28 protein-coding genes are annotated in these 24,380 nt (G+C 61.2%); 12 read left to right on the plus strand and 16 right to left on the minus strand.

All coding sequences use genetic code 11. The features are described from left to right. Positions 1-208 precede the first annotated feature (208 nt). Entirely contained in the window at positions 209-892 is a 684-nt protein-coding gene (locus CAF87_RS03375; protein WP_085730633.1) for a hypothetical protein, read from the minus strand. Between the two features lie 321 nt (positions 893-1,213). On the opposite strand from CAF87_RS03375, the gene CAF87_RS03380 reads away from it, so the two are divergent. The 5 genes from CAF87_RS03380 to CAF87_RS03400 all read left to right on the plus strand — a co-directional run bounded on the left by CAF87_RS03380 (position 1,214) and on the right by CAF87_RS03400 (position 5,668). Next, positions 1,214-1,894, plus strand: coding sequence for a response regulator (locus CAF87_RS03380; protein WP_085730634.1), 681 nt, complete (start codon positions 1,214-1,216; stop codon positions 1,892-1,894). Beyond that, positions 1,894-3,216 (plus strand): ATP-binding protein, encoded by a 1,323-nt coding sequence (locus tag CAF87_RS03385; RefSeq protein ID WP_085730635.1) that lies wholly within the window; start codon positions 1,894-1,896, stop codon positions 3,214-3,216. Before CAF87_RS03380 ends, CAF87_RS03385 begins: the two co-directional genes overlap by 1 nt. A gap of 102 nt (positions 3,217-3,318) precedes the next feature. Next, entirely contained in the window at positions 3,319-3,804 is a 486-nt protein-coding gene (locus CAF87_RS03390; protein ID WP_085730636.1) for a GNAT family N-acetyltransferase, read from the plus strand. Between the two features lie 143 nt (positions 3,805-3,947). Continuing rightward, positions 3,948-5,360 (plus strand): aspartate aminotransferase family protein, encoded by a 1,413-nt coding sequence (locus tag CAF87_RS03395; protein WP_085730637.1) that lies wholly within the window; start codon positions 3,948-3,950, stop codon positions 5,358-5,360. Between the two features lie 83 nt (positions 5,361-5,443). Beyond that, entirely contained in the window at positions 5,444-5,668 is a 225-nt protein-coding gene (locus CAF87_RS03400; RefSeq protein ID WP_085730638.1) for an MbtH family protein, read from the plus strand. A gap of 113 nt (positions 5,669-5,781) precedes the next feature. Here CAF87_RS03400 and CAF87_RS03405 read toward each other — a convergent pair whose 3' ends face one another. From CAF87_RS03405 to CAF87_RS03450, 10 genes are all read right to left on the minus strand, one after another. Further along, positions 5,782-6,687, minus strand: a complete 906-nt coding sequence (locus CAF87_RS03405) for a metal ABC transporter solute-binding protein, Zn/Mn family (RefSeq protein ID WP_085730639.1) — start codon at positions 6,685-6,687, stop codon at positions 5,782-5,784. Then, positions 6,688-7,587, minus strand: a complete 900-nt coding sequence (locus tag CAF87_RS03410) for a metal ABC transporter permease (protein WP_085730640.1) — start codon at positions 7,585-7,587, stop codon at positions 6,688-6,690. Next, a complete protein-coding gene (locus CAF87_RS03415; protein ID WP_085730641.1) occupies positions 7,587-8,330 on the minus strand; it encodes a metal ABC transporter ATP-binding protein in 744 nt (247 codons plus the stop codon). The genes CAF87_RS03410 and CAF87_RS03415 overlap by 1 nt, the downstream gene beginning before the upstream one ends. Then, positions 8,327-9,256: a metal ABC transporter substrate-binding protein gene (locus CAF87_RS03420; protein ID WP_085730642.1), complete on the minus strand. Its 930-nt coding sequence runs from the start codon at positions 9,254-9,256 to the stop codon at positions 8,327-8,329. The genes CAF87_RS03415 and CAF87_RS03420 overlap by 4 nt, the downstream gene beginning before the upstream one ends. A gap of 35 nt (positions 9,257-9,291) precedes the next feature. After that, positions 9,292-9,858, minus strand: coding sequence for a DUF6162 family protein (locus tag CAF87_RS03425; RefSeq protein ID WP_085730643.1), 567 nt, complete (start codon positions 9,856-9,858; stop codon positions 9,292-9,294). Next, positions 9,855-10,187: a hypothetical protein gene (locus CAF87_RS03430; protein WP_085730644.1), complete on the minus strand. Its 333-nt coding sequence runs from the start codon at positions 10,185-10,187 to the stop codon at positions 9,855-9,857. The genes CAF87_RS03425 and CAF87_RS03430 overlap by 4 nt, the downstream gene beginning before the upstream one ends. Then, entirely contained in the window at positions 10,184-10,708 is a 525-nt protein-coding gene (locus CAF87_RS03435; protein ID WP_371850974.1) for a thiamine pyrophosphate-binding protein, read from the minus strand. Before CAF87_RS03435 ends, CAF87_RS03430 begins: the two co-directional genes overlap by 4 nt. 14 nt (positions 10,709-10,722) lie before the next feature. Next, the gene (locus CAF87_RS03440; RefSeq protein WP_085730646.1) at positions 10,723-11,922 is read right to left on the minus strand and encodes a PepSY domain-containing protein; all 1,200 of its coding nucleotides are present in this window, start codon (positions 11,920-11,922) and stop codon (positions 10,723-10,725) included. A gap of 222 nt (positions 11,923-12,144) precedes the next feature. Continuing rightward, positions 12,145-13,020: an alpha/beta fold hydrolase gene (locus CAF87_RS03445; protein ID WP_085730647.1), complete on the minus strand. Its 876-nt coding sequence runs from the start codon at positions 13,018-13,020 to the stop codon at positions 12,145-12,147. Positions 13,021-13,159: 139 nt separating this feature from the next. Then, positions 13,160-13,621 carry a VOC family protein gene (locus CAF87_RS03450; RefSeq protein WP_085730648.1) on the minus strand — a complete coding sequence of 154 codons (462 nt, stop codon included), beginning with the start codon at positions 13,619-13,621 and terminating at the stop codon, positions 13,160-13,162. Between the two features lie 259 nt (positions 13,622-13,880). On the opposite strand from CAF87_RS03450, the gene CAF87_RS03455 reads away from it, so the two are divergent. The 3 genes from CAF87_RS03455 to CAF87_RS03465 all read left to right on the plus strand — a co-directional run bounded on the left by CAF87_RS03455 (position 13,881) and on the right by CAF87_RS03465 (position 16,607). Next, entirely contained in the window at positions 13,881-15,095 is a 1,215-nt protein-coding gene (locus CAF87_RS03455; protein ID WP_085730649.1) for an SfnB family sulfur acquisition oxidoreductase, read from the plus strand. A 2-nt stretch (positions 15,096-15,097) separates the two neighbouring features. Continuing rightward, positions 15,098-15,763, plus strand: a complete 666-nt coding sequence (locus tag CAF87_RS03460) for a methionine ABC transporter permease (protein ID WP_085730650.1) — start codon at positions 15,098-15,100, stop codon at positions 15,761-15,763. A 73-nt stretch (positions 15,764-15,836) separates the two neighbouring features. After that, positions 15,837-16,607: a MetQ/NlpA family ABC transporter substrate-binding protein gene (locus CAF87_RS03465; RefSeq protein ID WP_085710692.1), complete on the plus strand. Its 771-nt coding sequence runs from the start codon at positions 15,837-15,839 to the stop codon at positions 16,605-16,607. Positions 16,608-16,643: 36 nt separating this feature from the next. On the opposite strand, the gene soxR is transcribed toward CAF87_RS03465, so the two are convergent. Then, the gene (soxR, locus tag CAF87_RS03470) at positions 16,644-17,102 is read right to left on the minus strand and encodes a redox-sensitive transcriptional activator SoxR (RefSeq protein WP_085730651.1); all 459 of its coding nucleotides are present in this window, start codon (positions 17,100-17,102) and stop codon (positions 16,644-16,646) included. 90 nt (positions 17,103-17,192) lie between these two features. Here soxR and CAF87_RS03475 point away from each other — a divergent pair, with 90 nt between their 5' ends. Further along, a complete protein-coding gene (locus CAF87_RS03475; protein WP_085730652.1) occupies positions 17,193-17,558 on the plus strand; it encodes an antibiotic biosynthesis monooxygenase in 366 nt (121 codons plus the stop codon). Here the strand turns inward: CAF87_RS03475 and CAF87_RS03480 are convergent. The 4 genes from CAF87_RS03480 to msuE are packed head-to-tail and all read right to left on the minus strand — an operon-like array spanning position 17,555 to position 21,599. Beyond that, positions 17,555-18,658: a sigma-54-dependent Fis family transcriptional regulator gene (locus tag CAF87_RS03480; RefSeq protein WP_085710689.1), complete on the minus strand. Its 1,104-nt coding sequence runs from the start codon at positions 18,656-18,658 to the stop codon at positions 17,555-17,557. The two genes, CAF87_RS03475 and CAF87_RS03480, sit on opposite strands and share 4 nt — an antisense overlap. 23 nt (positions 18,659-18,681) lie before the next feature. After that, positions 18,682-19,869, minus strand: a complete 1,188-nt coding sequence (locus CAF87_RS03485) for an acyl-CoA dehydrogenase family protein (RefSeq protein WP_085730653.1) — start codon at positions 19,867-19,869, stop codon at positions 18,682-18,684. 10 nt (positions 19,870-19,879) lie between these two features. Next, positions 19,880-21,025, minus strand: coding sequence for an FMNH2-dependent alkanesulfonate monooxygenase (ssuD, locus tag CAF87_RS03490; RefSeq protein ID WP_085730654.1), 1,146 nt, complete (start codon positions 21,023-21,025; stop codon positions 19,880-19,882). A gap of 10 nt (positions 21,026-21,035) precedes the next feature. Next, a complete protein-coding gene (msuE, locus tag CAF87_RS03495) occupies positions 21,036-21,599 on the minus strand; it encodes an FMN reductase (RefSeq protein ID WP_085730679.1) in 564 nt (187 codons plus the stop codon). Positions 21,600-21,989: 390 nt separating this feature from the next. Between msuE and CAF87_RS03500 the strand changes: the two genes are divergently transcribed. The 3 genes from CAF87_RS03500 (at position 21,990) to CAF87_RS03510 (ending at position 24,348) form a co-directional block, all read left to right on the plus strand. After that, the gene (locus CAF87_RS03500) at positions 21,990-22,259 is read left to right on the plus strand and encodes a hypothetical protein (protein ID WP_085710686.1); all 270 of its coding nucleotides are present in this window, start codon (positions 21,990-21,992) and stop codon (positions 22,257-22,259) included. A gap of 101 nt (positions 22,260-22,360) precedes the next feature. Beyond that, positions 22,361-22,975, plus strand: coding sequence for a LysE family translocator (locus tag CAF87_RS03505; protein WP_085710685.1), 615 nt, complete (start codon positions 22,361-22,363; stop codon positions 22,973-22,975). Positions 22,976-23,181: 206 nt separating this feature from the next. Further along, entirely contained in the window at positions 23,182-24,348 is a 1,167-nt protein-coding gene (locus CAF87_RS03510) for an aminotransferase class V-fold PLP-dependent enzyme (RefSeq protein ID WP_085730655.1), read from the plus strand. The last annotated feature ends 32 nt before the right edge of the window (positions 24,349-24,380 follow it).

The following is a 24,380-nucleotide window of genomic DNA, read 5'->3' on the forward strand; positions in this document are numbered from 1 at the left end:
CACCCTTGTCGCTGTGGTGTTCGGGGCATAATGTCAGCTTAAACGGCCAACCGCCTAATCGGCTTTTTTCTACGGGACTCACCCTGTACGTTCCGGTTTGCGTCTGCCTCAAACGTGGTTGCCGAGAAAGCTGGATCGGATATCGCTTCCTCAATTGATCCTCACATCAAGACGTCCCCCCCCCCCCGCTCATCTGTGCATGGCGTGTTTATTCTGTAATCAATCCTGGCCATGTTCCATCATCGACCGGGCGAGGGGCAGTGAGTGTTCTTTTTTTAATATCAAACCTTAGATATTCGTTGTTGGATAAAAAGATATAGAAGTAAGTGCTGAGGATTGGGTAATCATTCGAGGCGGCGGTGATCATGCGGCCTTTGTATTGTTCCAGTTCGCTCCATGCGGAGTTTGCGAGTGGCTTGACTTTAGGCGGTCTCGGCACTCGGGGGGTGTATATGAAATAACGTCCGTCGTTCAGTAGAACCCAATAATCGTGGGCGGAACTTGCCGTAGTGTCCAGCATGACGCCGACGATTTTGTCGAAGTAATTTCCCAGGGGCCACCAATCAGTATCTGACAGTTTCTTTTTGAACAAGACTTTGTCATTGATTTGGGAATATTTGCAGGCCATCGGTGTTTGTTGCTCATAGTAGAAGAACCAGGAAATGTCTCCGCCGCCGTTTTGGTGCCAATCAGGGCTTCTAGTGTTGAAACCGAACTTCAGGTCTTTCACGTGTTGCTCGAAGTCGTCCCAGTGACCGTAAACAGAAGTAGGGTGGGTTTTTTCGATATGGTTGTCACCCAGGTTAAAGCGTGTGTAAGTATTAGTGTCCTTGAAGAAAAAGAAGATACGATCGGCTCCATGGCGCCAGTCGGTGGTTACGAAATTTTTCATGGTATGGCTCTCTTTTGTTCTGGCTGGTGAAAAGGATTAAAGCAAGTAATAGGGTTTTAATGGCTTGTTTGTTGTTTGGTGAATTAAGATTAGCGTGTGATATTTAAATTTTGAAGTGGTACGGGTGGTGTGTATGTTTCGGGTTGAGACTGAAGTGTGTTGGCTTTGTTAGTTATTTAATTTTTCAGGTATATCCATATTGTCGAAAGTTTTGCAGGGGAGGGGCTGGGACGAATACACTTCTCGTGCGTTGAATCACTTGTCATAATTTGAGCTTAATCCTCACCTGTTTGACTCATGTTTTTGCTCAGGGAGCTCCCCATGCATGTGCTTGTCTGCGAAGACGATGACCTGATTGCCAGTGGCATCGTCGCCGGGCTGACGGCCCAGGGCTTGACGGTCGAACACGTCAACACCGCCTCCAAGGCGCGGGCGATCCTCAAGGTTGCCGAATTCGACGTGATGGTGCTCGACCTCGGCTTACCGGACGAAGATGGCCTCAAACTATTGCAGCAACTTCGCCAGCAGGGCCTGGAAATTCCGGTGCTGATCCTCACCGCGCGGGACTCGGTGACTGACCGGGTCGACGGTTTGCAGTCCGGTGCCGACGATTACCTGCTCAAACCGTTCGACCTGCGTGAATTGTTTGCCCGTCTGCAAACCCTGCTGCGCCGGGTGGCCGGGCGCAGCGTCAACCTGATCGAGCACGGCGCGCTGACCTACGACCCGAGCAGCCGCGAAACCACCTTGGCCGGCCGTTCGGTGGACCTGTCCCGTCGCGAACAATCCCTGCTGCAAGCCTTGCTGCATAACCGTGGCCGGGTGCTGTCCACCGAGCAATTGAAGGACAGCGTCTACGGCTTCAGCGATGAGCTGGAGAGCAACGCCCTCAACGTGCACATCCATCACCTGCGCAGCAAACTCGGTAAAGGTATCGTCGAAACCGTGCGCGGTCTGGGCTATCGCCTGGGCCCGGCGGATGGTGGAGAACCTGACAAGTGATGAGTCTGCGCCTGCGCCTGAGCCTGACCCTCGGCGCCGCGTTCGCGCTGATCTGGGCCCTGGCTGCCGCCTGGATGCTCAGCGACCTGCGCAACCAGATGATGTTTTCCCTCGACCAGCGGCTGGTGGCTTCGGCGCGGATGGTCGCCGGGTTGCTGGAGCAATTGCCGGCGATACCGAGCAAAGGCGACGGCACTCACTTCAGCGCCGAACAACTGAACATCCCCGGCGGCATGGCCTGTCAGGTCAGCTCGTTGCGTGGCGAGATCCTTGCCCGCAGCCACAACAACCCGGAACAGGCACTGGAAGCACAGAAAATGGGCTTCCACGACCAGATGATCGACGGCGCACCGTGGCGCACCTTCACCCTGGCCCGGGGCGATGTGCGGATCACCACCGCCGACCGGGTGATTGAGCGTGAAGCCTTGAACATGTCGATCCTGCTGGCGGCGTCGGTGCCGGTGGGTGTGGCGCTGCTCGGCTGTCTGTGCCTGCTGTGGTTGGGGATCGGTCAGGGCCTGGCGCCGCTCAATCGCTTGCGCGAAGCCCTGATGCGCCGCAATGCCGACTCCCTCGAACCTTTGCAGTTGCAATCATTTCCCAGCGAACTGAAACCTTTGCTCGAGACCCAGAATCAGCTGTTCCAGCGTATCGGCAAGACCATCGAGCGCGAACGTCGCCTGACCGGTGACGCCGCCCATGAACTGCGCAGCCCGCTGACGGCGATCAAGACCCACCTGCAAGTGGCACGCATGACCGAAGGCAGTGCCCGTGATCAGTCCCTGGCCCGGGCCGAGGAGGGTGCCGACCGCCTGCATCGGACTCTGGAGCAATTGCTGTTGCTGGCCAGGGTCGAGGGCAGTCTGTCGTTCGACGACGGCGTGCAGTGCAGCGCCGAGCAAGTGGCAAGACTGGCGATTCAGGACTCCGCCAGCGGCGAGCGGCAGCGGATCAGGCTGCATCTGCCGGAGCACCTGTCCAACGCGCCACTGCAAATGCCCTCGGTGTTGTCCATCGCCGCACTGCGCAATCTGCTGGATAACGCGCTGCGTCATACCCCGTCGGAAGGGGCCGTGGAACTGAGTATGGAAACCATCGGCAATCGTGTGCGTTTCGTCGTTCGCGATCACGGGCCGGGCATTGCACCGGACGATTTGCAACACCTGACCCAACGCTTCTGGCGCAACGGCCAGAGCACCGGCTGCGGGCTCGGGCTGGCGATTGTCCAGGCGATTGTCCAGCGTTGCGCCTGCACCCTGCATTTCGACAGCCGCCCGGATGGCTTGCGGGTCGAGCTGACCATGCCGCTGCAACCAGCCTGAGCCCGGCACATCAAATGTAACCTCTCTCCATTGGTCATCCGCCGGCCACGACGCTATTGTCGCCCCAGCCATTTGACTCAATGGATTGAGGGAAACAGCGCCATGGATGCATCCATCTACATTTGCCCGGCTACCCCGGCCGATGCCGGCATCATCAGCCGCATTATCGAGCGTTCGATCCGCGTCGGTTGCGCGCTTGATCATCGTAACGACCCCCGCCTCGTCGATGCCTGGATTCGCCAGCAATCGCCGGAACACATCAGTGCCTGGCTCGCCGATCCGCAGCGCTATCTGAATATTGCCTTGATGCAGGGTCGACCCATTGGCGTCGGCATGGCGCTGGCCGACGGCGATGTCACCCTTTGTCATGTGCAGCCGGAATGGTTTCGCCGGGGCGTTGGCCGGGCGCTGATGACAGACCTTGAAGGCTGGCTGCTGACGCGCGGCAGCGCCCGTTCCGTGCTCACCAGCACCCGCACCGGTGAAGCCTTTTATCGGTGTCTGGGGTATCGCGAATCGGCGCCGCCGCTCATTCGCCACGGCATGCGCAGCCTGCCGATGCACAAGTCGCTACCGCTGTCGGTATGACAACTCGCTCTAGGGTGTAAATCCTTGAGGGGCTGGTGCGTTTCCAGAACAGGAAAACCTGCATGTGCGCCCCGGGACCGGAACGCGCACCTGTGCGGTGTGCAGTTTTGGTCACTATCCATAGCGAATTGAGGGGTCGAGAGATGTCAGTCGCCACCAGCCTTATCGAAGAGTCGTCGGGCCGGATCGCCTCCGCGCCGGCGGAAACGCTGTATCAGTTCAATGAATCGCCGTTGCTGGCCCGCCAGAGCCAGCAGGAATCCAATGCCCGCAGCTATCCGCGACGCATTCCCCTTGCGCTGAAGCGTGCCAAGGGTCTGTATGTCGAGGACGTTGAAGGCCGCATCTTCATCGATTGCCTGGCCGGTGCCGGTACCCTGGCGTTGGGGCATAACCACCCGGTGGTGATCGAGGCTATCCGGCAGGTGCTGGCCGATGAGTTGCCGCTGCACACCCTCGACCTGACCACGCCGGTGAAGGATCAGTTTGTTCAGGATCTGTTCGGGTTGCTGCCGTCAGCATTGGCCAAGGAAGCGAAAATCCAGTTCTGCGGCCCGACCGGCACCGACGCGGTGGAAGCCGCGCTGAAACTGGTACGCACCGCCACCGGGCGCAGCACTGTGCTGTCGTTCTCCGGCGGTTACCATGGCATGAGCCAGGGCGCGCTGAGCCTGATGGGCAGTCTGGGGCCGAAAAAGCCGCTGGGTGCGCTGCTCAGCAATGGCGTGCAGTTCATGCCGTTCCCGTATGACTACCGATGCCCGTTCGGCATCGGTGGCGCGGCAGGTGTGAAGGCCAACCTCAGTTACCTGGAAAACCTGCTCAACGACCCGGAGGCCGGTGTGCAATTGCCGGCGGCGGTGATTGTCGAGGCGGTGCAGGGCGAGGGCGGTGTGATTCCGGCGGACATCGAGTGGCTGCGCGGTCTGCGTCGCATCACCGAAAAGGCGGGTGTTGCGCTGATCGTCGACGAAATCCAGAGCGGTTTCGCCCGCACCGGCAAGATGTTTGCCTTCGAACACGCCGGCATCACGCCGGATGTAGTGGTGCTGTCCAAAGCCATCGGCGGCAGCCTGCCGCTGGCGGTGGTGGTTTACCGCGACTGGCTAGACACCTGGCAACCAGGCGCCCACGCCGGTACGTTCCGTGGCAACCAGATGGCGATGGCCGCCGGTTCTGCGGTGATGCGCTACCTGGTCGAGCACAAGGTCTGCGAGCACGCCGCCGCCATGGGCGAACGCCTGAGCGAGCACCTGTACATCCTGCAGCGCGACTTCCCGCAACTGGGCGACATTCGTGGTCGTGGTCTGATGCTGGGCGTCGAGCTGGTCGATCCGAACGGTGAGTCGGACGCGCTGGGCCATCCACCGGCCTTCGCCCGTCTGGCGCCGCTGGTGCAGCGCGAATGCCTCAAGCGTGGCCTGATTCTGGAGTTGGGCGGGCGCCATGGCGCAGTGGTGCGTTTCCTGCCGCCGCTGGTGATCACCGCCGCTGAAATCGACCGCGTCGCCGAGATATTCGGCCGTGCGTTGAGCGTCGCGACTGCCGCACTGTAAATTTTTCGCCGCGCCGAACGTTCCTTCTACATACCCGGCTGCACCCACCGTGCAGCCTACCCCTACAACGATGGAGACACAGCATGACGTCAGTATTCGACCGCGAGGACATCCTCTTTCAGGTCGTGGTCAACCACGAAGAGCAGTACTCGATCTGGCCGGATTACAAGGCCATCCCGGAAGGCTGGCGCACCGTGGGCAAGAGCGGCCTGAAAAAGGAATGCCTGGCCTACATCGAAGAAACGTGGACCGACATGCGTCCGCTGAGCCTGCGCCAGAAGATGGAAGCGCAAGCGGCTGCACAGTAAGTTTTCGGCCCAAAAGAAACCCGCTGGACTGGAAACGGTCAGCGGGTTTTTTCATGTCTGGAGGATCAGGGGTTGATCGTTCCCACGCAGCGCGTGGGAACGATCACTTCTCCTTAGGCGCCGCTCAAGCCCTTGAGCAGCGCATCCACATTCCCTTCCAGTTCAGCCACTGGATCCGCCGCATCGGTGCTCAGCACCAGCAGATGACTGCCAGATTCGGCAATCGCCGCTTTTACCGCGTCCGATGGCTGGCGATGGTGCAGCACCACCGCCACGTTGTTGTCCTTGAGCGTTGTGGTCAATTTCTTCAGGTCTTCCGGTGTCCATTCTGCATCCGGTCGCGGGTCCTGTCCGATCAACTCCAGGTTCAGGCTGCCGATCAGATAGCCGAAGTGATCGCTCAGGCTCATCACGCTCAGATTGTCGGCATTGGCCAGGCGCGCTTCGCTGTCGGCACTGAGTTTCAGCAGGCGCTGTTTCAGAGCGGCCAGGTTGGCTTCGATCTTCGGTTTGTCCTTGGGTGCCAAACGCACAAGGTCCGCTGCCATCACGTCGGCCATGCGGCCCATGTTGTTGCTGGCCAGCCACGGCTGGCTGTTCAGGCCATCGACGTTCAGCCCCGACTGCACCGCGATGCCGGGCAGGGCGCCGTCCACCGGTCGGGCGGCGTCGACTTCGACGATGCGGATGTTGCTGCGTCGGGCAATCGGGTACAGCGGATCATCGGCCCACAGCGAGCGCACGCCGATCACCGCATCGGCGCCGGTTGCCAGTTTGCTCAGCTCCGGAGCACCGCGCCCGGTGAAGTACGCGGTCTGGCGGCTGCCCGGCAGATTTGCCGGTGCTGCCCGTTCGAGGCTGATGTCGGTGCCTTTGAGTAGCACTTCGCCCAGGCCGTAGGTGATGGGCAACGAGGCCAGCACCCGTAGCGGTTTGGCGCTTTCTGCGGCCAGCACAGTCGTCGAAGTCACGCTGCACAGGGCGATGGCCAGGGTCAGTTGTCGCAGTAAGAAAGTCATTTATCCAAGGTTCCCTTTCAGACTCGGGACGACGCCCCGGGCAATGGCGGCGAGGGCGAAGCCGATACCGGCGACGAGGATGATCGCGGCGCCGGACGGAATCGGCAGGTCGAACACAATGGGCACGAGAATCCCGCACAGTGTGCTGACCGTGGCGATCAGTACTGAACACCAGAAAAAGCCCTTGAGCGACTGGCTGAGCAGGCGTGCCGCCGCTGCCGGAATCACCAGCAGGGCACCCACCAGAATCGCGCCAATGACTTTTACTGCCGCGACGCTGATCAGGGTCACCAGAATCACGAACAGGTAATCCAGGGTCTTCACGGCGACGCCGCGCACCGCTGCCAGTTGCGGGTTGAAACTGGCGAGCATGATGCGGTTGTACAGCGGCAGGGCCAGAGCCATCACCAGCGAGCCGACGATCGCCAGCACCGCCAGATCATTGCCGTTGACTGTCAGCACTGAGCCGAACAGTACGTTTTCCAGAATGTGCACGTTGATCTTGCCCGCCAGGATCAGCAGCAGGCTGGCACCCAGCGCCAGAGATACCGAGAGGAACACGCCGATCAGCGTGTCCGGGGCCAGGCCGGTGCGGTTGCGCAAATAGTTGAGCAGAATGCCGAACAACAGGCAGTAGCCGAACAGGCTGCCATACGGCCCGGTGTAGGGTTCGCCGAGCAGAATGCCGATGGCCACGCCGGTCAGTGCCGCGTGGCCGACGGCTTCGGAGAAAAACGCGAAGCGCTTGACCACTACCAGCGTACCGAGGCCGCCCAGCACCGGGCCGATCAACAGGCCGGCGAGCAGCGCGTTGACCACAAAACCATAGGCCAGCGCTTCCGGCAGGTAACCGGAAGACGCCCAGCCCTGAACCATCAAACGAAAGGCTTCGTAACTCATCAGGCAGCGCTCCGTGGATGGGTCGAGAACAGGGTCAGCAGGCGTTCCGGGGTCAGCGCCTGCTGCGGCGTGGCGTCGAACAGCACCCGGCGATTGAGGCCGGTGACGCGATTGGCCAGACGCCCGACGGCTTCCAGATCGTGCTCGATCCACAGCACGGTGATGCCCGCAGCGCGCCAGTCGCCGAGCAGGCGTTCGAACACCTGGATCCCGGCTTCATCGAGGGCCGACATCGGTTCATCCAGCACCAGCAATTGCGGAGCGGGAATCAGGCCTTGAGCAAGCAGCACTCGCTGGCGTTCACCGCCGGACAGCGCGCCCATCCGGCGCTTGCGCTTGTCCTGCATGCCGACCCGTTCCAACGCATCACCGATGGCGCCGGTATAGCGTTTGCTCAGACCGAGAAACGCCGGCCGGCGCTGGCACATGGCAGCCATGAAGTCGTCGACGGTCATCGGTAAGCCGCGATCGAATTCCAGCGCCTGCGGCACATAGCCGATGGTGCCGGGCTCGCCGGGCCATTGCAGGCTGAGCCGGCCCTGATGCGGCATCTGTCCGAGCAGGGTCTTGATCAGCGAGCTCTTGCCGCCGCCGTTGGGGCCCACCAATGCGTGCACGCTGCCGGGCTGCACCTGGAAGGTCACCTTGTCCAGAATCGTCGTGCGACCCAGCGTCAGGCTGACCTCGGAAAATTCCAGGGTCGGGCCACTGCTGATGTTCGAGAGGTTTTCCTGAGCCGTCATGCGCCGGACTCCTGAATCGCCCGAACCACGGTGTTGAGGTTGCCGGTCATTTCCTTTTCGTACTTGTCGGCGGTGTATTCGCCGTAGGAAATGTGCGACAGCGGGTACAGCTTCACACCGGATTCGCGCTGAATGGTTTCGACGTAAGTGGACGGGAAGTCCATCTCGGAGAAGATCACCTTCACATCCAGTTCGCGCAGTTGATCGATGGTTTTCTTCAACTGGCTTGGGCTCGGCTCGATGCCGTGGGCCGGCTCGACCACCGCCGTCACTTCCAGGCCGAACTCGCGCAGCAGGTAGTCGTAAGCGGCGTGAACGGTGGCGACGCGCAACTCGGCGTTCGGTGCCTGGGTCAGTTTGGCCAGGGCGTCGGCGCGCATCTGCCGCAGGCGTTTGCCGTAGGCGCGGGCGTTCTGGGTGTAGGTCCTGGCGTTGTCCGGGTCGAGCTTGCCCAGTTCCCGCGCAATGTTGTTGACCTGAGCAATCGAGGCACTGATCGACAGGAAAGTGTGCGGGTTCACCACTTTACCGGCACCGCGCGCGGCGACCCCGGTGGCGGCCAGCAGGGGCACGTTTTCGTTGGCTTCGATGGTCTTGATGTTCGGCGTTTCGCTGGCGGCGATCATGCGGTCGGCGAAGTCGTCATGGCCGACGCCGTTGAGTACGATCACGTCCAGCCCGCTGATGCGTTTGATGTCTTCGGCGCGCGGCTCGTAGGCGTGCGGGTTGAAGCCGGCAGGAATCAGCGGCACGACATCGGCCTTGTCGCCGACGATGTTCGCCACATAGCTGTAATAAGGATGCAGGGTGATGCCGATGCGCAGGCGCTTGGCCGGATCGGCGCTGGCCAGCGGGCTCAGCAGGCAGGCGCACAGGCCGATCAGTAGCAGGCGCAGGAAAGGACGGCGTTGAGATGAACTAGGCATGGGCAAGCGGTCTTCTCTCGGATGAAGGCGAGGGTTCAATGACGATGTTCTCGGGTCACCCCGGCATCGAATTGCGCGACGATCTGTTTCCATCCGCCAGCGGTCAGTGCCGCGTCGGACAGGTCTGTCGGCGCTTGCAGATCGGTGGCGCGGTTGAGCCAGATGTCCGGCGCGTCGTCGTTCAGGCGCATCAGAAATGAACCGGCCACGGCCGGTGCCTGGCTGTGGCCGAAGTAAGCGTTGTCGGCCAGCAATTGCCAGGCGTGGCCGCCACGGCTCACGGAACTGGAGTCCTGGGCGAACGGCGCGAAACCTTCATCCGCCAGGTTCTGCGGAGTTGGCAACGCTTGCTGTTCCTCACGCAACAGGTGGATTTCGTCGAGGGTCACCCGCAGGTCGGCGTAGATGCCTTGCTCACTGGCGCTGAGGTCACGACGGGCGTCGAGCTGATGGCTGGAAACCGGCTCGGGTTCGTGGGACACCCCGCGCCACGCCACAACGGAGCCGGCGACCGCGACGATCAGCAGGCACATCAGCAGCACATTGAGTGTTTCATGGCCGGCACCGGCGGGGCGAACAACTTGGGTGGTCGGTGTGGTCATGGGGTTTCGATATCCGCTTGGTCGATTTCGACGACATGGCCGGGGCCGGCGTCGAACAGGACGTAAAACTCGGCGCCGGGTTTCTTGAAGGTCAGGGTCGAATCGGCGCCGAGCTTGCCCGGCACCAGAATGGTTTCGTCGTAGCCGATCACGTCGAGGGTCACCCCCGGCGCGCCGCTGCCGTCGGAGAAACCACCGGTGCATTTGATCTGCTCGGCATCGATGGCCTTGCACTCACACATCGGGTTGTGGGCCAGGGCACTGGCGCTGAAACCGGCACTGAGCACCAGTAATGCAGCGCTCATGTTCAGGCGGGAAGGGCGGCTCATGGTTTGGCTCCTTGTTTGTTCAGCCAGGCAACGGTGGCGGGGGAGGCCTGGCTCAGCGGAATCGAGGCTTGGTGCATGCTGCCGTCCCAGCCTTCCATGGTGATCCAGAGTTCGGCGTCGGCTTTGGTTTTGTCCGGGACAGGCATCTGCGTGCCCATGCTGTAAGGCGTGCCGAAGAAGATCGAACCGGCGGCGCGCAGACTGCGTGGCTTGCCGATGCGCAGGTAAGTGGCCTTGACCTGTTCGACACAGGCCTCGCACAGCGCGGCGCTAAACCCTTTCAGATAGCCGGCTGCGCCATCGGGAAGCGGTGCCTCATTGCGAAATTCGGCCAGACGCAGGCTCCACGGGCCCACCTGGACTTCGCCGATCTCGCGTTCACCCAGTCCGCTGTCGCCGCGAAACAACGCCTGATCGGCGAAATACCTGGGCATGAAACCCAGCGGAATCAGCAATAGCAACACGTTGATGTGGAAGCGCCATTTATGCCAGATCACGCTCAGCCGCGAAGGCTGAGCCATGGGGGGGGACTTGCTCACAGATTGGCCTCCGACGGTTCACGGTGCAGGGCTGGTTGTGCCTGAACGCGTTGTTTCTTGTTCTCCCGCTTGAGCGCGTTGGCGGTCGCCAGCGCGGTGCGCTTGGTCCAGATCAACAGCCCGCTGAGGACCATCATGCTCAGCACCAGCCCGAAGAAGAACCAGATCAGCTTGATCCACAGTCCACCGAAGTCGCCGGTGTGCAGCGGACGCATGGATTCGGTGACGAACTCCAGGGAGGTCCGATCGGAGAGCAGGCGCGAGGCGGCCACTTCACCGCTGTAGGGGTTGAGCGTGGCGGACTGGAACATCAACGGATACCAGCCTCGTCCTCGGATATCGAGGTGGCTGTAGGCGTTGCCGGGCAGATTGATGGTGCTGGCTTCGAACCCCGGAATTCGTTGCTGAGCAATTTCGATGGCGTGGTCCAGGCTGACCCGTGGCGGAGGCGAACCATCGGCGGACAACGGCACGCCTTCACGGGACATCGCCGCGATGATCGGCTCGCTGGAGATGGAAATATGGTTGTCGGAAAGAATGGCTTCGATCAGGAACCACACGGCTGTTACGGAGATCACTGCGATGAACCAGATCGACCAGATGCCGCTGAGGCGGTGGAAATCGCCCCAGAAGATCCGCGCACCGTGACGCAGGCGCAGGGTCGGGCTGAAAAAGCCCTTCCAGAAACGTTTGTAGACCACCAGCCCGGTCACCAGCGAAGCCAGCATCGGCAGCGCCAGGAAGGACACCAGATACCAGCCCCAGCTGTAACCATTGGTGAACGGCACCAGCCACCAGCCGTGCAAGGCACGGGTGAAGGCACGGAAATTGAAGGCTGGCGCGGTGCCCTGAATCACACCGGTATAAGGGTTGACGTAAACCGTCACCGAGCGCCCGTCAGGCTGACTGACGTTCACCTCCAGCGCGAAATGCGATTCGTCGGGGCGACTGATGCGTTCAACCAGCAACTGCGGTTCGGCAGTCTTGATCGCGGCGATGACCTGGTCGTAGCCCAGCAGCGGGGCATCGTCCGAGGGTTGGGTGGCGCGCATTTGCGGGTTTACCAGCCAGACGATTTCCTGGCTGACCACTGCCAGGGTGCCGGTGACGCAGACAATCAGAACAAAAAACCAGATCGGCAACGCCAACCAGCTGTGTATGAGGAACCATAGTTTCGAGCGGGATTTCTTCGACATGATGACGAGTCTTGGTTCGGTGAGAGGACTGGGTGCTACGGGCTTCGCAGCACGGGAGTCCCAAAAGGGCCGGTCGTGGCTTTTGCCTACGCGACTGGCCCGCATCTCTATAAGACGGATGACCGAAGCAAATCCCGATGAAGGATGTGAAAGTAAATGTTTCGCGACCGTAATCTCATCACGACACCTGTTGGAGTCGTGATGAGCGGATGGAGGGATGGCTCAGCGCAGGAACGCCAGCGCTTCGGTGAGTAACAGTTCTGGGACTTCTTCGGCGAGGTAGTGGCCGGCGGGCAGAGACTTGCCGCGTACGTTGGTGGCCACTTGTTGCCATTCCCTGAGCGGGTCGAAGCAACGACCGACCGTACCTTCGGCGCCCCACAGCACCAGCAGCGGCAAGCTCAGATGATGGCCGGCCTTGAGGTCGGCGCGGTCATGTTCCAGGTCGATATCGGCGCTGGCCCGGTAGTCTTCGCAGATCCCACGGGCGCTGCCGGGCAGGCTCAGGCAACGCAGGTATTCGGCGAACGCTTCGTCAGTGAACGGCTTGAGCCCGGCACTGCGGCTGCCCATGACGCTGCGCAGATAGCCTTCGGGATCGGCCTCGATCAGGGTTTCCGGCAGCGGCGCCGGGCGGATCAGGAAAAACCAGTGCCAGTAGGCCCGGGCGAAGGTCTCGTTGGTCTGGCTGTACATCGCCAGGGTCGGTGCGATGTCCAACAGCACCATGCGTTGCACGGCGGCGGGATGATCGAGGGCCAGGCGATGGGCGACCCGCGCTCCACGGTCATGGGCGAGGATCGAGAATTGCGTAAAGCCCAGCGCTTGCATCAATTCCACACCGTCGCGGGCCATTTCGCGTTTGGAATAGCTGGCATGCCGCTCATTGGCCGGCGGTCGGCTGCTGTCACCGTAACCGCGCAGGTCGGCGGCAACTACAGTGAAGTGCTCGGCCAACTGCTCGGCGACCTTGTGCCAGATGACATGAGTCTGCGGGTGCCCGTGCAACAACAGCAGGCCCGGCCCGCAGCCTTTGATGCGGTAGGTGATGTCCACGCCGTTGACGTGGCGCTGGTCTTTGACGAATCCGGCAAACATCGGGGGTGATCCTTTATTCAGGCGGTTGGCCTGCATCCTGAAATCGCCGGGCGTTCATGACAAGGCGTGAAGCGTGGTTCGACGGTTCATGAATCGTGTTCGTCCATCCCGCGCGTTGCGCGGGAATGGAGAATCGTCGTTACTGAGACTGCTGAAACATTTCCTTCGCCCGCTGTTCGATCTGCTCCTGGGTCAGGTCTTCCTTGCGCGTGGCCAGGAACCACAGATGCCCATAGGGATCCTTCAACGTACCGCTGCGATCCCCGTAGAACTGATCCTTGACCTCGGACACTGCCTTCGCCCCGGCATCCAGTGCGCGCTGGAACGACTTGTCGACATCGGTTACATACAGATGTAAACCGACGGACACGGCGCTGTCCGGATTGCTCAATGGCCCTTGGTCGCACGGTGTGCCCAGCATGATCGCGCTGTCGCCGATGCGCAGTTCGCAGTGGCCGACGCGGCCGTCAGGCATGCTCAGGCGCATGACTTCGGTGGCACCGAATGCCTTCTTGTAGAAATCGATGGCCTCGGCGGCCTTATGGATGCCGAGATACGGGGTCACGCTGTGGTACCCCTCCGGGATGGGTTGGACGCTCATGGCGGTACTCCCTTTTTTTATGAGTGACTGAAGGTTTGCCTTCGCCGGGGTTTCCGGTCGCTCAACTATAGATCCGTCGCGCTGCCATGAACGAGTAGCCGACGAGCAGTGTTCAGCCATGGACAGTGAAGCAACAGAATGCGCGGGTTTTTATTGCCGGAGTCTGTTGATAGCCATTGAAAGCCGCGTCAGACAAGGGCTGCCAGTCAGGCACAGAAGGTGCAATGACCCGGTACAACACCGATACCGAGAGTCATCTATGTCTGAATCTGCCGTTTATCCGATCAACCCGCCGGCCGCCCATCGGATCGCCGACGACGCCGAAGCCTTGCGCGTGGCCGCACAGGTTGCCGCCGTCCTGCAGGAACACGCCGCCGAGCGTGACCGCCACCGTGAAGTGCCCGCCGAAATCGTCGACCTGTATTCAAACAGTGGCCTGTGGGGCATCACTGTGCCAAAGGAGTACGGCGGCGCGCAGGTGTCCAGTGCGGTGCTGGCACAGGTGATCGCGATCATTTCCGCCGCCGATCCGTCCCTCGGGCAGATCCCGCAAAATCACTACTGCCTGCTCGAAGACATCCGTCTGCAAGGCACGCCCGCGCAGCAGGCGCATTTTTTTGAACTGGCGCTGCAAGGTCATCGCTTCGCCAATGCACTGTCGGAAACCGGCGGCAAGAATGTGCAGGACATCCAGACAACGATCCGTCGTTATGGCGATGGCTTTGTGATCAACGGCCGCAAGGGTTACTGTACCGGTTCGCTCTACGCCCACTGGCTGGCGGTGCTGGCGCTGGATGAGGAACAGAAAGGCCAATTGGCTTTCGTCCAGCGCGGCACGAAAGGGCTGGTGATCGTCGACGACTGGGACAGCATCGGCCAGCGCACCACGTCCAGCGGCACCGTGCTGGCGGAAGATCTTCACGTGGCGCCGTTCAATCTGTTCCCGACGTATCGCTCCTACGAGAGCCCGACCCTGGCCGGGCCATTCGCCCAGTTGACCACCGCCGCAATCGACGCCGGCATCGCCCGGGCTGCACTGCGGGACACGGTTGAATTCGTCCGTCAGTTTGCCCGGCCATGGATCGATGCGGGTGTGGACAAGGCCAGTGAAGATCCGCTGACGATCATTCAGATCGGCGCACTGGAAATCCGTCTGGAGGCCGCCGAAGCCCTGCTCGAACGTGCCGGTTGGGCGCTCGACGCCGCGCGCCCTGTACCCGATGAAGACAACGTCGCGCTGGCGTCCCTCGCCGTGGCCAAGGCCAAAGTGCTGACCACCGAAATCGCCATCGAGGCCAGCAACAAGTTGTTCGAACTCGGTGGCACCCGCTCGACCCTGAAGAAGCACAACTTCGACCGCCACTGGCGCAATGCCCGGGTCCACACCCTGCATGACCCGGTGCGCTGGAAATACCACGTGGTCGGCAACTGGCTGCTCAACGGCGTCAAACCACCGCGCCACGACTGGTCCTGATCATGGCCGAGTGGTTCAAACACATTTACTGGGCCGACATCGCCCAGGCCTGTCTCGATACGTTGAGCATGCTCGGCGCGGCGTTGTTGTTCACGGTGTTGCTGGGCCTGCCGCTGGGGCTGTTGCTGTTTCTCACCGGCAGGCGCCAGTTGCATGAAACAGTCGGCGTGTACCGGGTGCTGTCGGTGATCGTGAACATGCTGCGTTCGCTGCCGTTCATCATTTTGCTGATCGTGCTGATTCCGCTGACCACGTTGCTGGTGGGCACCTCGCTGGGCGTGCCCGGAACCATTCCGCCGCTGGTGGTCGGCTGCACACCGTTCTTTGCGCGGCTGGTGGAAACCGCGTTGCGCGAAGTCGATCGCGGTGTGGTCGAGGCGACCCAGGCCATGGGCGCCAACACCTGGCAGATCATCCGCCACACCCTGTTGCCGGAAGCCCGCGGCGGGTTGCTGGCGGCGGTGACGGTGACCGCCATCGTGCTGGTGGATTACACGGCGATGGCCGGCGTGATCGGTGGCGGCGGGCTCGGCGATCTGGCGATTCGCTTCGGCTATCAGCGCTTTCAGACCGACGTGATGGTGGTCACCGTGGTGTTGCTGCTGCTTCTGGTGCAGGCCCTGCAAATGACCGGCGACCGACTGGTGGCGCATTACAGCCGCCGCTGAAAAAAACAGTTCATCCCATAAAGGCCCCACGTCCACCCCACGACGGCCACTCAAATCTGCCTTGGAGCAAACCATGAAAAAGACCCTGGCCGTTCTGGCTGCCGTGCTGTCGTTCGGCGCTCACGCCAACGAAAAACTGATCGTCGGCGCCACCCCGGTACCACACGCGGAAATCCTCGAGTTCGTCAAACCGACCCTGGCCAAGGAAGGCGTGGATCTGGACATCAAGGTCTTCACCGACTTCATCCAGCCCAACCAGCAATTGGCGCTGAAAAACCTCGACGCCAACTACTACCAGTACCGGCCGTTTCTCGATGATTTCAACAAGACCCGCCACACCAATCTGGTGCCGGTGGTCGGCGTGCATATCGAACCGTTCGGCGCCTACTCGACCAAGATCAAGAACATTTCGGAGCTGAAGGACGGCGCCAGTGTGTCGATCCCCAACGACCCGGTGAATACCGGTCGCGCCTTGGTGCTGTTGCATGAGGCGGGGCTGATCAAACTCAAGGATCCGAGCAACACCCTGGCCACCCAGCGTGACATCGTCGAAAACCCAAAACACCTGAAAATCCGTGAACTGGAAGGTGCGTTGCTGGCCCGCTCCGTCAGCCAGGTCGACCTGGCTTTCGTGTTCGCCAACTACGCGCTGGAAGCCGGGATCGACACCAACAGCGCGCTGATCGTCGAGAAGGGCAAAAGCCTGTACATCGAGTTTCTGGTCGCGCGTCCTGACAACATCAACGACCCGGGCCTGCAGAAACTGGCCAAGGCGTTGAACTCCGATGAAGTGCGCCAGTTCATTCTGACCCGCTACAAAGGGCAGATTGCACCGGGCTTCTGATTGATCGAACCGACGGTTCCCACGCCGAGGGAACCGTCAATCCGGGACATCGAGAAAGTGCGCTCCCGGCCCTTGCTCGCCCAGCACATCGCCCTGATTGCGCAGCGGACAGGCTTCCATCGACAAGCAGCCGCAGCCGATGCAACCGGTCAGCCGATCCCGCAGCAGCATCAGCTGATTGATTCGTTCATCCAGCTCCCGTCGCCACTGTTCCGACAACACTTTCCAGTCCGCTGCCGTCGGCGCGCGGTTGTCCGGCAACTGTTTGAGTGCCTCGCCGATTTCCGCCAACGGAATGCCCAGTCGTTGCGCTACCTTGATCAGCGCTACCCGGCGCAACACTTCCCGTGGATAACGGCGCTGATTGCCGGCATTGCGCTGGCTTTTGATCAAGCCTTTGGATTCATAAAAGTGCAGCGCGGTGACCGCCACACCGCTGCGGGCCGCGACTTCGCCGACGGTCAGTTGCCTGTGCAGGTTTTCCGCAGTGATCATCTGAAAATTGTTCCTTGACCTCTAGTTAACTCGAGGTTTTACCCTGCAGACCTTCGAATCGCAAGATTCACCTGACAGAGTGGGGATGTCATGCAAGCACCAGCGAAAAACCGCAGCTTCACCCAATTGATCGAATTCGAAATCGAGCCCAGCCAACAATCGGCGCTGGTCTCGGCACTGACCGTACAGACCGAGCGTCTGGCCCAGCGTTATGCCGGTTTCGTCAGCGCCAGCGTTCAGGCCAGCGATGATGGCCGGCGGGTGTTGGGTTTCCTGCAATGGCAATCTCGCGAGGCGGGGGAGGCGGCGTTCCAGAGTTTCGAAACCGGCGAGCAGGATTTCTGGCAATTGATCCGCACCCATCAGGCGCGAACCGTGACCTTCGGTTCATTCCAGGTGCTGAGCAGCATCGCCCGCAGTCACGACGACGGCTTGCACTGCCAGTTGGTGGGCTAGATCGACAGCTGGATCAAGCGCTCGCCCTGCAGGTTTTCCGTGGGTCGCCGCTTGTTCACCGCGAGTTCGCCGATCTTGATCAGCCGCGTGCGGGTCACGTTGCGGCTCAGGCCGAGCAGCGCGGCGGTGTGCACCTGGTTGTAGTGGCAGAAGCGATAGGCCGAACGCAGCAACGCGTCCTCGACCTTTTCATGCAGGGCGCCGGCCTGTTGTTCGAAGAGTTTCTGGAAGGCGCGTTCGAGCAGCGCTTCCGGTGAATCGTCGACGCTGCCGTGCTGATCGTCGGGACGGTCGATGCGCAGGTTGGACAGGCGCAGGTCGTCGCGCTCGATCACGCCGTTGCGGCAGATCAGCAGTGTGTGATGGATGACGTTTTCCAGTTCGCGGATATTGCCCGGCCAGCTGTAGCCGCGCAGTTTGTGCTCGGCTCCGGGGCTGATGGTTATGCGCCCGTAACCCAGGCGCTGACTGTAGGCCTCGATGAAATGCCGGGTCAGCGGCAGGATGTCGCCGGGCCGCTCGCGCAACGGGCTCAGTTCCAGATTGACCACGTTCAGCCGGTAATACAGATCCTCGCGAAAATGCCCGGCGTTGATGGCTTTCTCCAGTTGCACGTTGGTCGCCGCCAGCACCCGCACATCAATGGGAATGCTCTTGCGCGAACCCAGGCGCACCACTTCACGTTCCTGCAGCACCCGCAGTAACTTGACCTGGATCGCCATCGGCAGATCGCCGATTTCATCAAGGAACAAGGTGCCTCCATCTGCCTCTTCGAACCACCCGGCCTTGGCACTGAGGGCGCCGGTGAAGGCGCCTTTTTCATGGCCGAACAATTCGGCCTCCACCAGCGATTCGGAAAACGCCCCGCAGTTGACCGCAATGAATGGCCGGTTGCGCCGGTTGCTCAGGTTGTGGATGTGCCGCGCCACCAACTCTTTGCCGGTGCCGGTTTCGCCGATGATCAGCACGCTGGCTTCGCTCGGCGCAACTTGTTGCAGATGCGCGAGTAACGCCTGGGACTTCGGGTCTTCGAAGACCTGGGCAGTGGCGCGTATCGAAGTGGCCAGGGCGGGTGAGGGCGGCAGGGTCAGCAGTTGCATGGGTCTCGCTCCACGAAAGGAAATCAGGAATAGAACGTCGGCACCGGCAGGGACTGGTTCAGCGCCCAGTCGCCCAGCTCATGGAGTTTGTAATCCAGCGGGTCGTGCAGGGTTTGTGTGCGCAGGTTGCGCCAGTGGCGGTCTAGGCGCAGCGACGCGTGGGTCGAACGGGCGCCGGTGACTTCGAACAGTCGGCTGCAAATATCGAGGCCCTGGCGGCTGGCGGCGACCTTGGCCGTGGCAATCGCCGTGGCCAGGTGACCGCGCTCTTCGGCGCTCAGATTCGGGCCTTTGGCCCAGGCCTCGTCGAGCAACGCAGCGGCGCGTTCCACCAGCAGACGGATGCCTTCGAGGGCGACCCAGAACTCGCCGTAATGGGCCAGCACATAAGGGTCTTCGCGCACCTCGCGCACCGAGGATTTGTGCCAGACACGGGTTTCGCTGAGGGTGTATTGCCGCGCCTCTTCAAAAGCCCCTTCGGCGATGCCGAGAAACATGTGGGTGAACGTCAGTTGCGCGATCAATGGGCGCAAGCAGGCGAACGGTGTGCTCAGAGGGCCCGGATCCAGCAGCAGTTCCGATTCCTCGACCCGCACCCGTTCGAACGTGGCGCTGCCGCTGTCGGTCTGGCGCTGGCCGATGTTGTTCCAGTCGTTGTGCAGGGTAATGCCGCTACGGCCGCTGGGGATCGCTGCGATCAGCAGTTTGCCGCCGTTGCTTTCATCCACCGCCGAGGCGATCAGCATCTGCGAATCGCTGGCACCGGAGCAGAAGCTCTTCTTGCCGGAAAACTCGCGCCAGCCGCCGAGATCCTTGACCACGGTGCGGGTGTCCAGCGGATTGAGCGCGTTGCCCCAGAACCAGTTCTGTCGCGCGGTCTGTTCGAACCACGGTTGCCATTGTTCCGGGCGGGAAAACAGGCGCACGGTGGCCAGCATCAAGTGATGAAAACCGAAGACGTGGGCGATCGAGCTATCGACCTTGGCGAATTCGCGCACGACTTCCAGGGTTTCGCTCCAGCGCGCGCCGAGTCCGCCGTAACGGGCAGGAATGCTCAGGGCCAGCAGACCGCTGTCGCGCAGGGCATCGCGTTCGGCTTTCGGCGTGCCGCCACGTTCGTCGCGTTCGACGGCGGTCAGGGCGAATTCGGCAGCCAGTTGACGGGCGGTCTGCAAGGGGGAGAGCAGGGTGCTTTGCGGTTTGGCAGTCACTCGGTCTTCCTCAGGCGTTGGCTTTGGCGGGCAGAACATCGTTGGCGATCATTTCGCCGAACGGCCCGGTGAGGTTGGTCATGCCGCGTCCGGCCAGGCTTGCATACGGCTCGGGCAGCAGCGGGAAGACCAGCTCGGCGAAGCGGTAGGCCTCTTCCAGATGCGGGTAACCGGAGAAGATGAAGCTCTCGATGCCAAGGTCTGCGTATTCCTTGATTCGCGCTGCCACTTGCTGCGGATCGCCGACCAATGCAGTGCCGGCCCCGCCGCGCACCAGACCTACGCCGGCCCACAGGTTGGGGGCGATTTCCAGGTTGTCGCGGCGCCCGTCGTGCAAGGCAGCCATGCGTCGCTGGCCTTCGGAATCGAAGCGCGAAAAGGATTTCTGTGCGGCCTCAATGGTTTCGTCGCTGATGTGCTCGATCAGTTTGTCCGCCGCTTTCCAGGCTTCTTCGGCGGTCTCGCGCACGATCACGTGCAGGCGAATGCCGAACTTCACTTTGCGGCCGTGACGGGCGGCGCGTTCACGTACGTCGGCAAGTTTTTCGGCGACGGCGGCCGGCGGTTCGCCCCAGGTCAGGTACACGTCGACTTGCTCGGCAGCCAGATCGTGGGCCGCTTCGGAGGAACCGCCGAAATACAGTGGTGGATAGGGTTTCTGCACAGGTGGATACAGGGCTTTGGCGTTCTGCACCTTCAGGTGTTTGCCTTCGAAATCCACCGCCTCACCTTGCAACACCCGGCGCCAGATCTTGAGGAATTCATCGGTGACTTCGTAGCGTTCGCTGTGGCTGAGGAAACTGCCGTCGCCACGATTTTCGTCCGGGTCGCCGCCGGTCACGACGTTGATCAGCAAGCGTCCGTTGGACAGTCGATCCAGGGTCGCGGCCATACGCGCCGAGACCGTCGGCGAGATGATCCCCGGACGGATCGCCACCAGATAACGCAGGCGTTCGGTCAGCGGCACCAGCGCCGAAGCGATCACCCACGAATCTTCGCAGGAACGCCCGGTCGGAATCAGCACACCGTGGTAACCGAGGCTGTCAGCGGCTTGCGCCACCTGTTTCAGGTAATTGAGGGTGACCGGACGCGCGCCTTGGGTGGTGCCCAGATAGTGGCCGTCGCCATGAGTCGGCAGGAACCAGAAAACATCCATGAACAGCTCCTTAAGCGATTTTCAGCAACGGTTTGAGGTGTGCACCGAACAACGGCGCGGCGCGTTCGGCGGCCAGACGGATGCGTGCCTTGAGCGGCTCGCTGGTGATCTGGTAATCGGCGAAATCGGCTTCGGTGGCGTACACGCCGATCGGCAGGGTCACGGCCTGGAAGAAGCTGAACAGGGGGCGCAACTGGTGATCGAGGACCAGCGCATGGCGTTCACTGCCACCGGTGGCAGCGAGTAGCACAGGTGTGTCGATCAACGCATTGAGATCGATCAGATCGAACAGGTGCTTGAGCAGTCCCGGATAGGAGCCGCGATACACCGGCGCGGCAACGATCAACAGGTCAGCCTGTTCGATGGCTTGCAGCTCGGTCTCGATTTCTGCCGGCAATTCCTGACGGGACAGTGCGGCGCCGAGCGGGCGGGCGATGTCGCCGAGTTCAATCAGATGGCTCTCGACGGGCAAATGCCCGGACAATTCGCTCAGCAGAGCCTGGGTCAGCACCAGGGTGCGCGATGGACGCCAGGTTCCGCCGGACAGGGCGACGACTTTCAATGGACGCGACATGGTCAGTTCCTTTTTCAACAGTTGCTCGGCGAGCAGTGAGTAGTCACCGGAGCAGAGCAAGCGCTGTACCAATTCCTGTAAGGCCCGTATTCCGGCGCTTTGAGCGTTGTCGGTGGCTGTGGTCCTGTGACTTTCAGGCTGGTTTGTTGAACCGCTGTTGCCTGGGAAACAGTTGCTGGAGCAACAGTGCCGAACGCGATGAAGGATTTATAAAGGCTGTCTGTTATTCCGTAAAAGACTGTTAATTGATATTGATAGATTATTTTAGAATATTCGAAACCGATCTGTCGGAAACCTGATAGCCACTATTGAGAGCGTTGATTTCTGCCACGACGAGCCCGGGCGTAGCCTTTCTCCATCGACCAACACCCGCCACGCCAGGACGCTCCCATGAATCGTTTACTGACTGTTTCCCTGATGCTCGCTGTCTCCGTTCTCGCCGGTTGCGCGAGCCACGTTTCCCCGGAACTTCGCCCCTACACGGCGGAAGAAACTCGCGAACTGGCCCTCGAAAGCCTGAACCGTCGCGGCTTGTCCTTCGAGGAATACCAAGTGAAAAAAGCCGAATTGCTCGGCCAGCCACAGAAGCCTTTCGGGTTTGATAACAAGGGTGAAATGAGCGCGGAGCGAACCATACAGCTGCACGGACGTCCTAGCTGATTCGCAACTGTACTGCTCGAAGTTTTACCCAGCTGTCCATGGGTTTGCGCGGCGCCTTGGGATAGGGTCAACACCTGAATGACCCTGACGGATTGCCTGCCATGACCCTCTCGCTCGACCTGTTGCTGGGCTTTGCCCTGTTTGCCCTTGTCACCTCGATCACACCGGGGCCGAACAACACCATGTTGCTGGCATCGGGCGTGAATTTCGGCTTCAACCGCACCATTCCCCACATGCTCGGCATTACCTGCGGCTTCTTTGTGCTGGTGGTGGCGGTGGGTTTTGGTCTGGGCGCGGTGTTCCAGACTTATCCACTGCTTTACACGGTTCTGCGTTATGTGGGCGCGGCGTACTTGCTGTACCTGGCGTGGAAAATCGCCCATTCCGGCCCGGTTGGCGAAAGCGAATCCGGCGAGGCGAAACCGATCAGCTACCTCGGCGCAGCCGCCTTCCAGTGGGTCAATCCCAAGGCGTGGATCATGGCAATCGGAGCCATCAGCACCTACACGCCGATGCAGGGTTACTTTACCAATGTGATCGTGATCGCTGCGGTGTTCGCCATCATCAACCTGCCGAGCGTAGGCGTCTGGGCGGCGTGCGGGACCTTGTTGCGCAATGTGCTCAAGGATCGCCGCTGGTTGCGGGTGTTCAACTGGGGCATGGCGGCGCTGTTGGTGATTTCGCTGTACCCGTTGCTCCTTGAAAGCTTTAGCTGACGCAGTGCTACAACCGCCGGCCCGATGCCTGTTAAAGTCGCGTTCAGGAGCGTTCCTACGCACTTTTAAATGAAGTTGTTCTTCTTTAACGGCATCCGATCAGGTATTGATGACGCTCTCGAACCCGGACGCAGCTCACAAGGCTGCGTCGTGCCGTTTGTAGACACGAGCTTCCTGATCCCGGAACACGCTCTGCGAGTCTTTTTATGAACACACGTCCGCTGTATTTCGATTACGCCGCCACCACTCCGGTGGACGAGCGGGTCATCCAGGTGATGATCGAGTGTCTGGGTTTCAACGGTAACTTCGGTAACCCGGCCTCCAGTTCCCACGCCTTCGGCCAGCAGGCCCGGCAAACGGTCGAGAACGCTCGCCGGCAAGTCGCCGAACTGATCGGCGCCCAGGCGCAACAGATCGTCTGGACCTCCGGCGCCACCGAATCCAACAACCTCGCCCTCAAAGGCGTGGCCCAGGCACGTGGCGTGTCCGGCGGCCACATCATCACCAGTCAAATCGAACACAAGGCCATCCTCGACACCGCCCGGCAATTGCAGGACGCCGGTGTCGCCGTGACCTATCTGGTCCCGGACGCCGAGGGCCTGATCACTCCGCAAGCGGTCAGCGAAGCGATGCGCGATGACACCTTTCTGGTGTCGCTGATGCTGGTCAACAACGAACTCGGCACCGTCAACGACATCCCGGCCATCGGTGAAGTGGTGCGCGGACGTGGAGCGTTGTTCCACGTCGATGCGGCCCAGGGCGCCGGCAAGGTCGCGATCGATCTGGCGCAATGGCCGGTGGACCTGATGTCGTTCTCGGCGCACAAGCTCTACGGCCCAAAAGGCATCGGCGCGCTGTACGTCGGCCCGCGTGCGCAACAGCGTTTGCAGGCGCAGATTCACGGAGGCGGCCACGAGGGCGGCTTGCGTTCCGGGACGTTGGCGACTCACCAGATTGCTGCCATGGGCTCGGCCTTTGCCTTGGCCGCCGAGGCTTTCGATGACGAGAAGAAAACCATCGTCGCGTTGCGCGAGCGACTGCTCGAACAGCTGTTGAGCCTGCCCGGCGTGCGCCTCAACGGCAGCGCTACCCAACGTATCCCGCACACCCTGAGCCTGACCTTCAGTGAAGGCGAGTTCAACGCGGCGGCGCTGAGCCATTCGATCGCGTTTTCCGCGACTTCGGCCTGCAATTCCGCCAGCAACACACCGTCCCACGTGCTGCTGGCACTGGGGCACGACGCGCATCTGGCCGGCCGTACCATTCGTCTGAGCCTCGGTCGTTTCACCACCGCCGAGGACATCGACAAGGCTGTAGATCTGATCAAGACCGCCTGCGCCAGTGCTCCGGCATTCTGGGCGACGGGGCTTTAACGAGCCGGCTTCGAACGGCACCGAACAATAAC

The organism is Pseudomonas sp. R38(2017), from assembly GCF_002112395.1.
Classification (GTDB): domain Bacteria; phylum Pseudomonadota; class Gammaproteobacteria; order Pseudomonadales; family Pseudomonadaceae; genus Aquipseudomonas.

Bases quoted from the DNA above. Each gene is read 5' to 3' on its own strand.
- CAF87_RS03375 (WP_085730633.1), bottom strand. From the start codon at position 892: ATGAAAAATTTCGTAACCACCGACTGGCGCCATGGAGCCGATCGTATC.
- CAF87_RS03380 (WP_085730634.1), top strand. From the start codon at position 1,214: ATGCATGTGCTTGTCTGCGAAGACGATGACCTGATTGCCAGTGGCATC.
- CAF87_RS03385 (WP_085730635.1), top strand. From the start codon at position 1,894: ATGAGTCTGCGCCTGCGCCTGAGCCTGACCCTCGGCGCCGCGTTCGCG.
- CAF87_RS03390 (WP_085730636.1), top strand. From the start codon at position 3,319: ATGGATGCATCCATCTACATTTGCCCGGCTACCCCGGCCGATGCCGGC.
- CAF87_RS03395 (WP_085730637.1), top strand. From the start codon at position 3,948: ATGTCAGTCGCCACCAGCCTTATCGAAGAGTCGTCGGGCCGGATCGCC.
- CAF87_RS03400 (WP_085730638.1), top strand. From the start codon at position 5,444: ATGACGTCAGTATTCGACCGCGAGGACATCCTCTTTCAGGTCGTGGTC.
- CAF87_RS03405 (WP_085730639.1), bottom strand. From the start codon at position 6,687: ATGACTTTCTTACTGCGACAACTGACCCTGGCCATCGCCCTGTGCAGC.
- CAF87_RS03410 (WP_085730640.1), bottom strand. From the start codon at position 7,587: ATGAGTTACGAAGCCTTTCGTTTGATGGTTCAGGGCTGGGCGTCTTCC.
- CAF87_RS03415 (WP_085730641.1), bottom strand. From the start codon at position 8,330: ATGACGGCTCAGGAAAACCTCTCGAACATCAGCAGTGGCCCGACCCTG.
- CAF87_RS03420 (WP_085730642.1), bottom strand. From the start codon at position 9,256: ATGCCTAGTTCATCTCAACGCCGTCCTTTCCTGCGCCTGCTACTGATC.
- CAF87_RS03425 (WP_085730643.1), bottom strand. From the start codon at position 9,858: ATGACCACACCGACCACCCAAGTTGTTCGCCCCGCCGGTGCCGGCCAT.
- CAF87_RS03430 (WP_085730644.1), bottom strand. From the start codon at position 10,187: ATGAGCCGCCCTTCCCGCCTGAACATGAGCGCTGCATTACTGGTGCTC.
- CAF87_RS03435 (WP_371850974.1), bottom strand. From the start codon at position 10,708: ATGGCTCAGCCTTCGCGGCTGAGCGTGATCTGGCATAAATGGCGCTTC.
- CAF87_RS03440 (WP_085730646.1), bottom strand. From the start codon at position 11,922: ATGTCGAAGAAATCCCGCTCGAAACTATGGTTCCTCATACACAGCTGG.
- CAF87_RS03445 (WP_085730647.1), bottom strand. From the start codon at position 13,020: ATGTTTGCCGGATTCGTCAAAGACCAGCGCCACGTCAACGGCGTGGAC.
- CAF87_RS03450 (WP_085730648.1), bottom strand. From the start codon at position 13,621: ATGAGCGTCCAACCCATCCCGGAGGGGTACCACAGCGTGACCCCGTAT.
- CAF87_RS03455 (WP_085730649.1), top strand. From the start codon at position 13,881: ATGTCTGAATCTGCCGTTTATCCGATCAACCCGCCGGCCGCCCATCGG.
- CAF87_RS03460 (WP_085730650.1), top strand. From the start codon at position 15,098: ATGGCCGAGTGGTTCAAACACATTTACTGGGCCGACATCGCCCAGGCC.
- CAF87_RS03465 (WP_085710692.1), top strand. From the start codon at position 15,837: ATGAAAAAGACCCTGGCCGTTCTGGCTGCCGTGCTGTCGTTCGGCGCT.
- soxR (WP_085730651.1), bottom strand. From the start codon at position 17,102: ATGATCACTGCGGAAAACCTGCACAGGCAACTGACCGTCGGCGAAGTC.
- CAF87_RS03475 (WP_085730652.1), top strand. From the start codon at position 17,193: ATGCAAGCACCAGCGAAAAACCGCAGCTTCACCCAATTGATCGAATTC.
- CAF87_RS03480 (WP_085710689.1), bottom strand. From the start codon at position 18,658: ATGCAACTGCTGACCCTGCCGCCCTCACCCGCCCTGGCCACTTCGATA.
- ssuD (WP_085730654.1), bottom strand. From the start codon at position 21,025: ATGGATGTTTTCTGGTTCCTGCCGACTCATGGCGACGGCCACTATCTG.
- msuE (WP_085730679.1), bottom strand. From the start codon at position 21,599: ATGTCGCGTCCATTGAAAGTCGTCGCCCTGTCCGGCGGAACCTGGCGT.
- CAF87_RS03500 (WP_085710686.1), top strand. From the start codon at position 21,990: ATGAATCGTTTACTGACTGTTTCCCTGATGCTCGCTGTCTCCGTTCTC.
- CAF87_RS03505 (WP_085710685.1), top strand. From the start codon at position 22,361: ATGACCCTCTCGCTCGACCTGTTGCTGGGCTTTGCCCTGTTTGCCCTT.
- CAF87_RS03510 (WP_085730655.1), top strand. From the start codon at position 23,182: ATGAACACACGTCCGCTGTATTTCGATTACGCCGCCACCACTCCGGTG.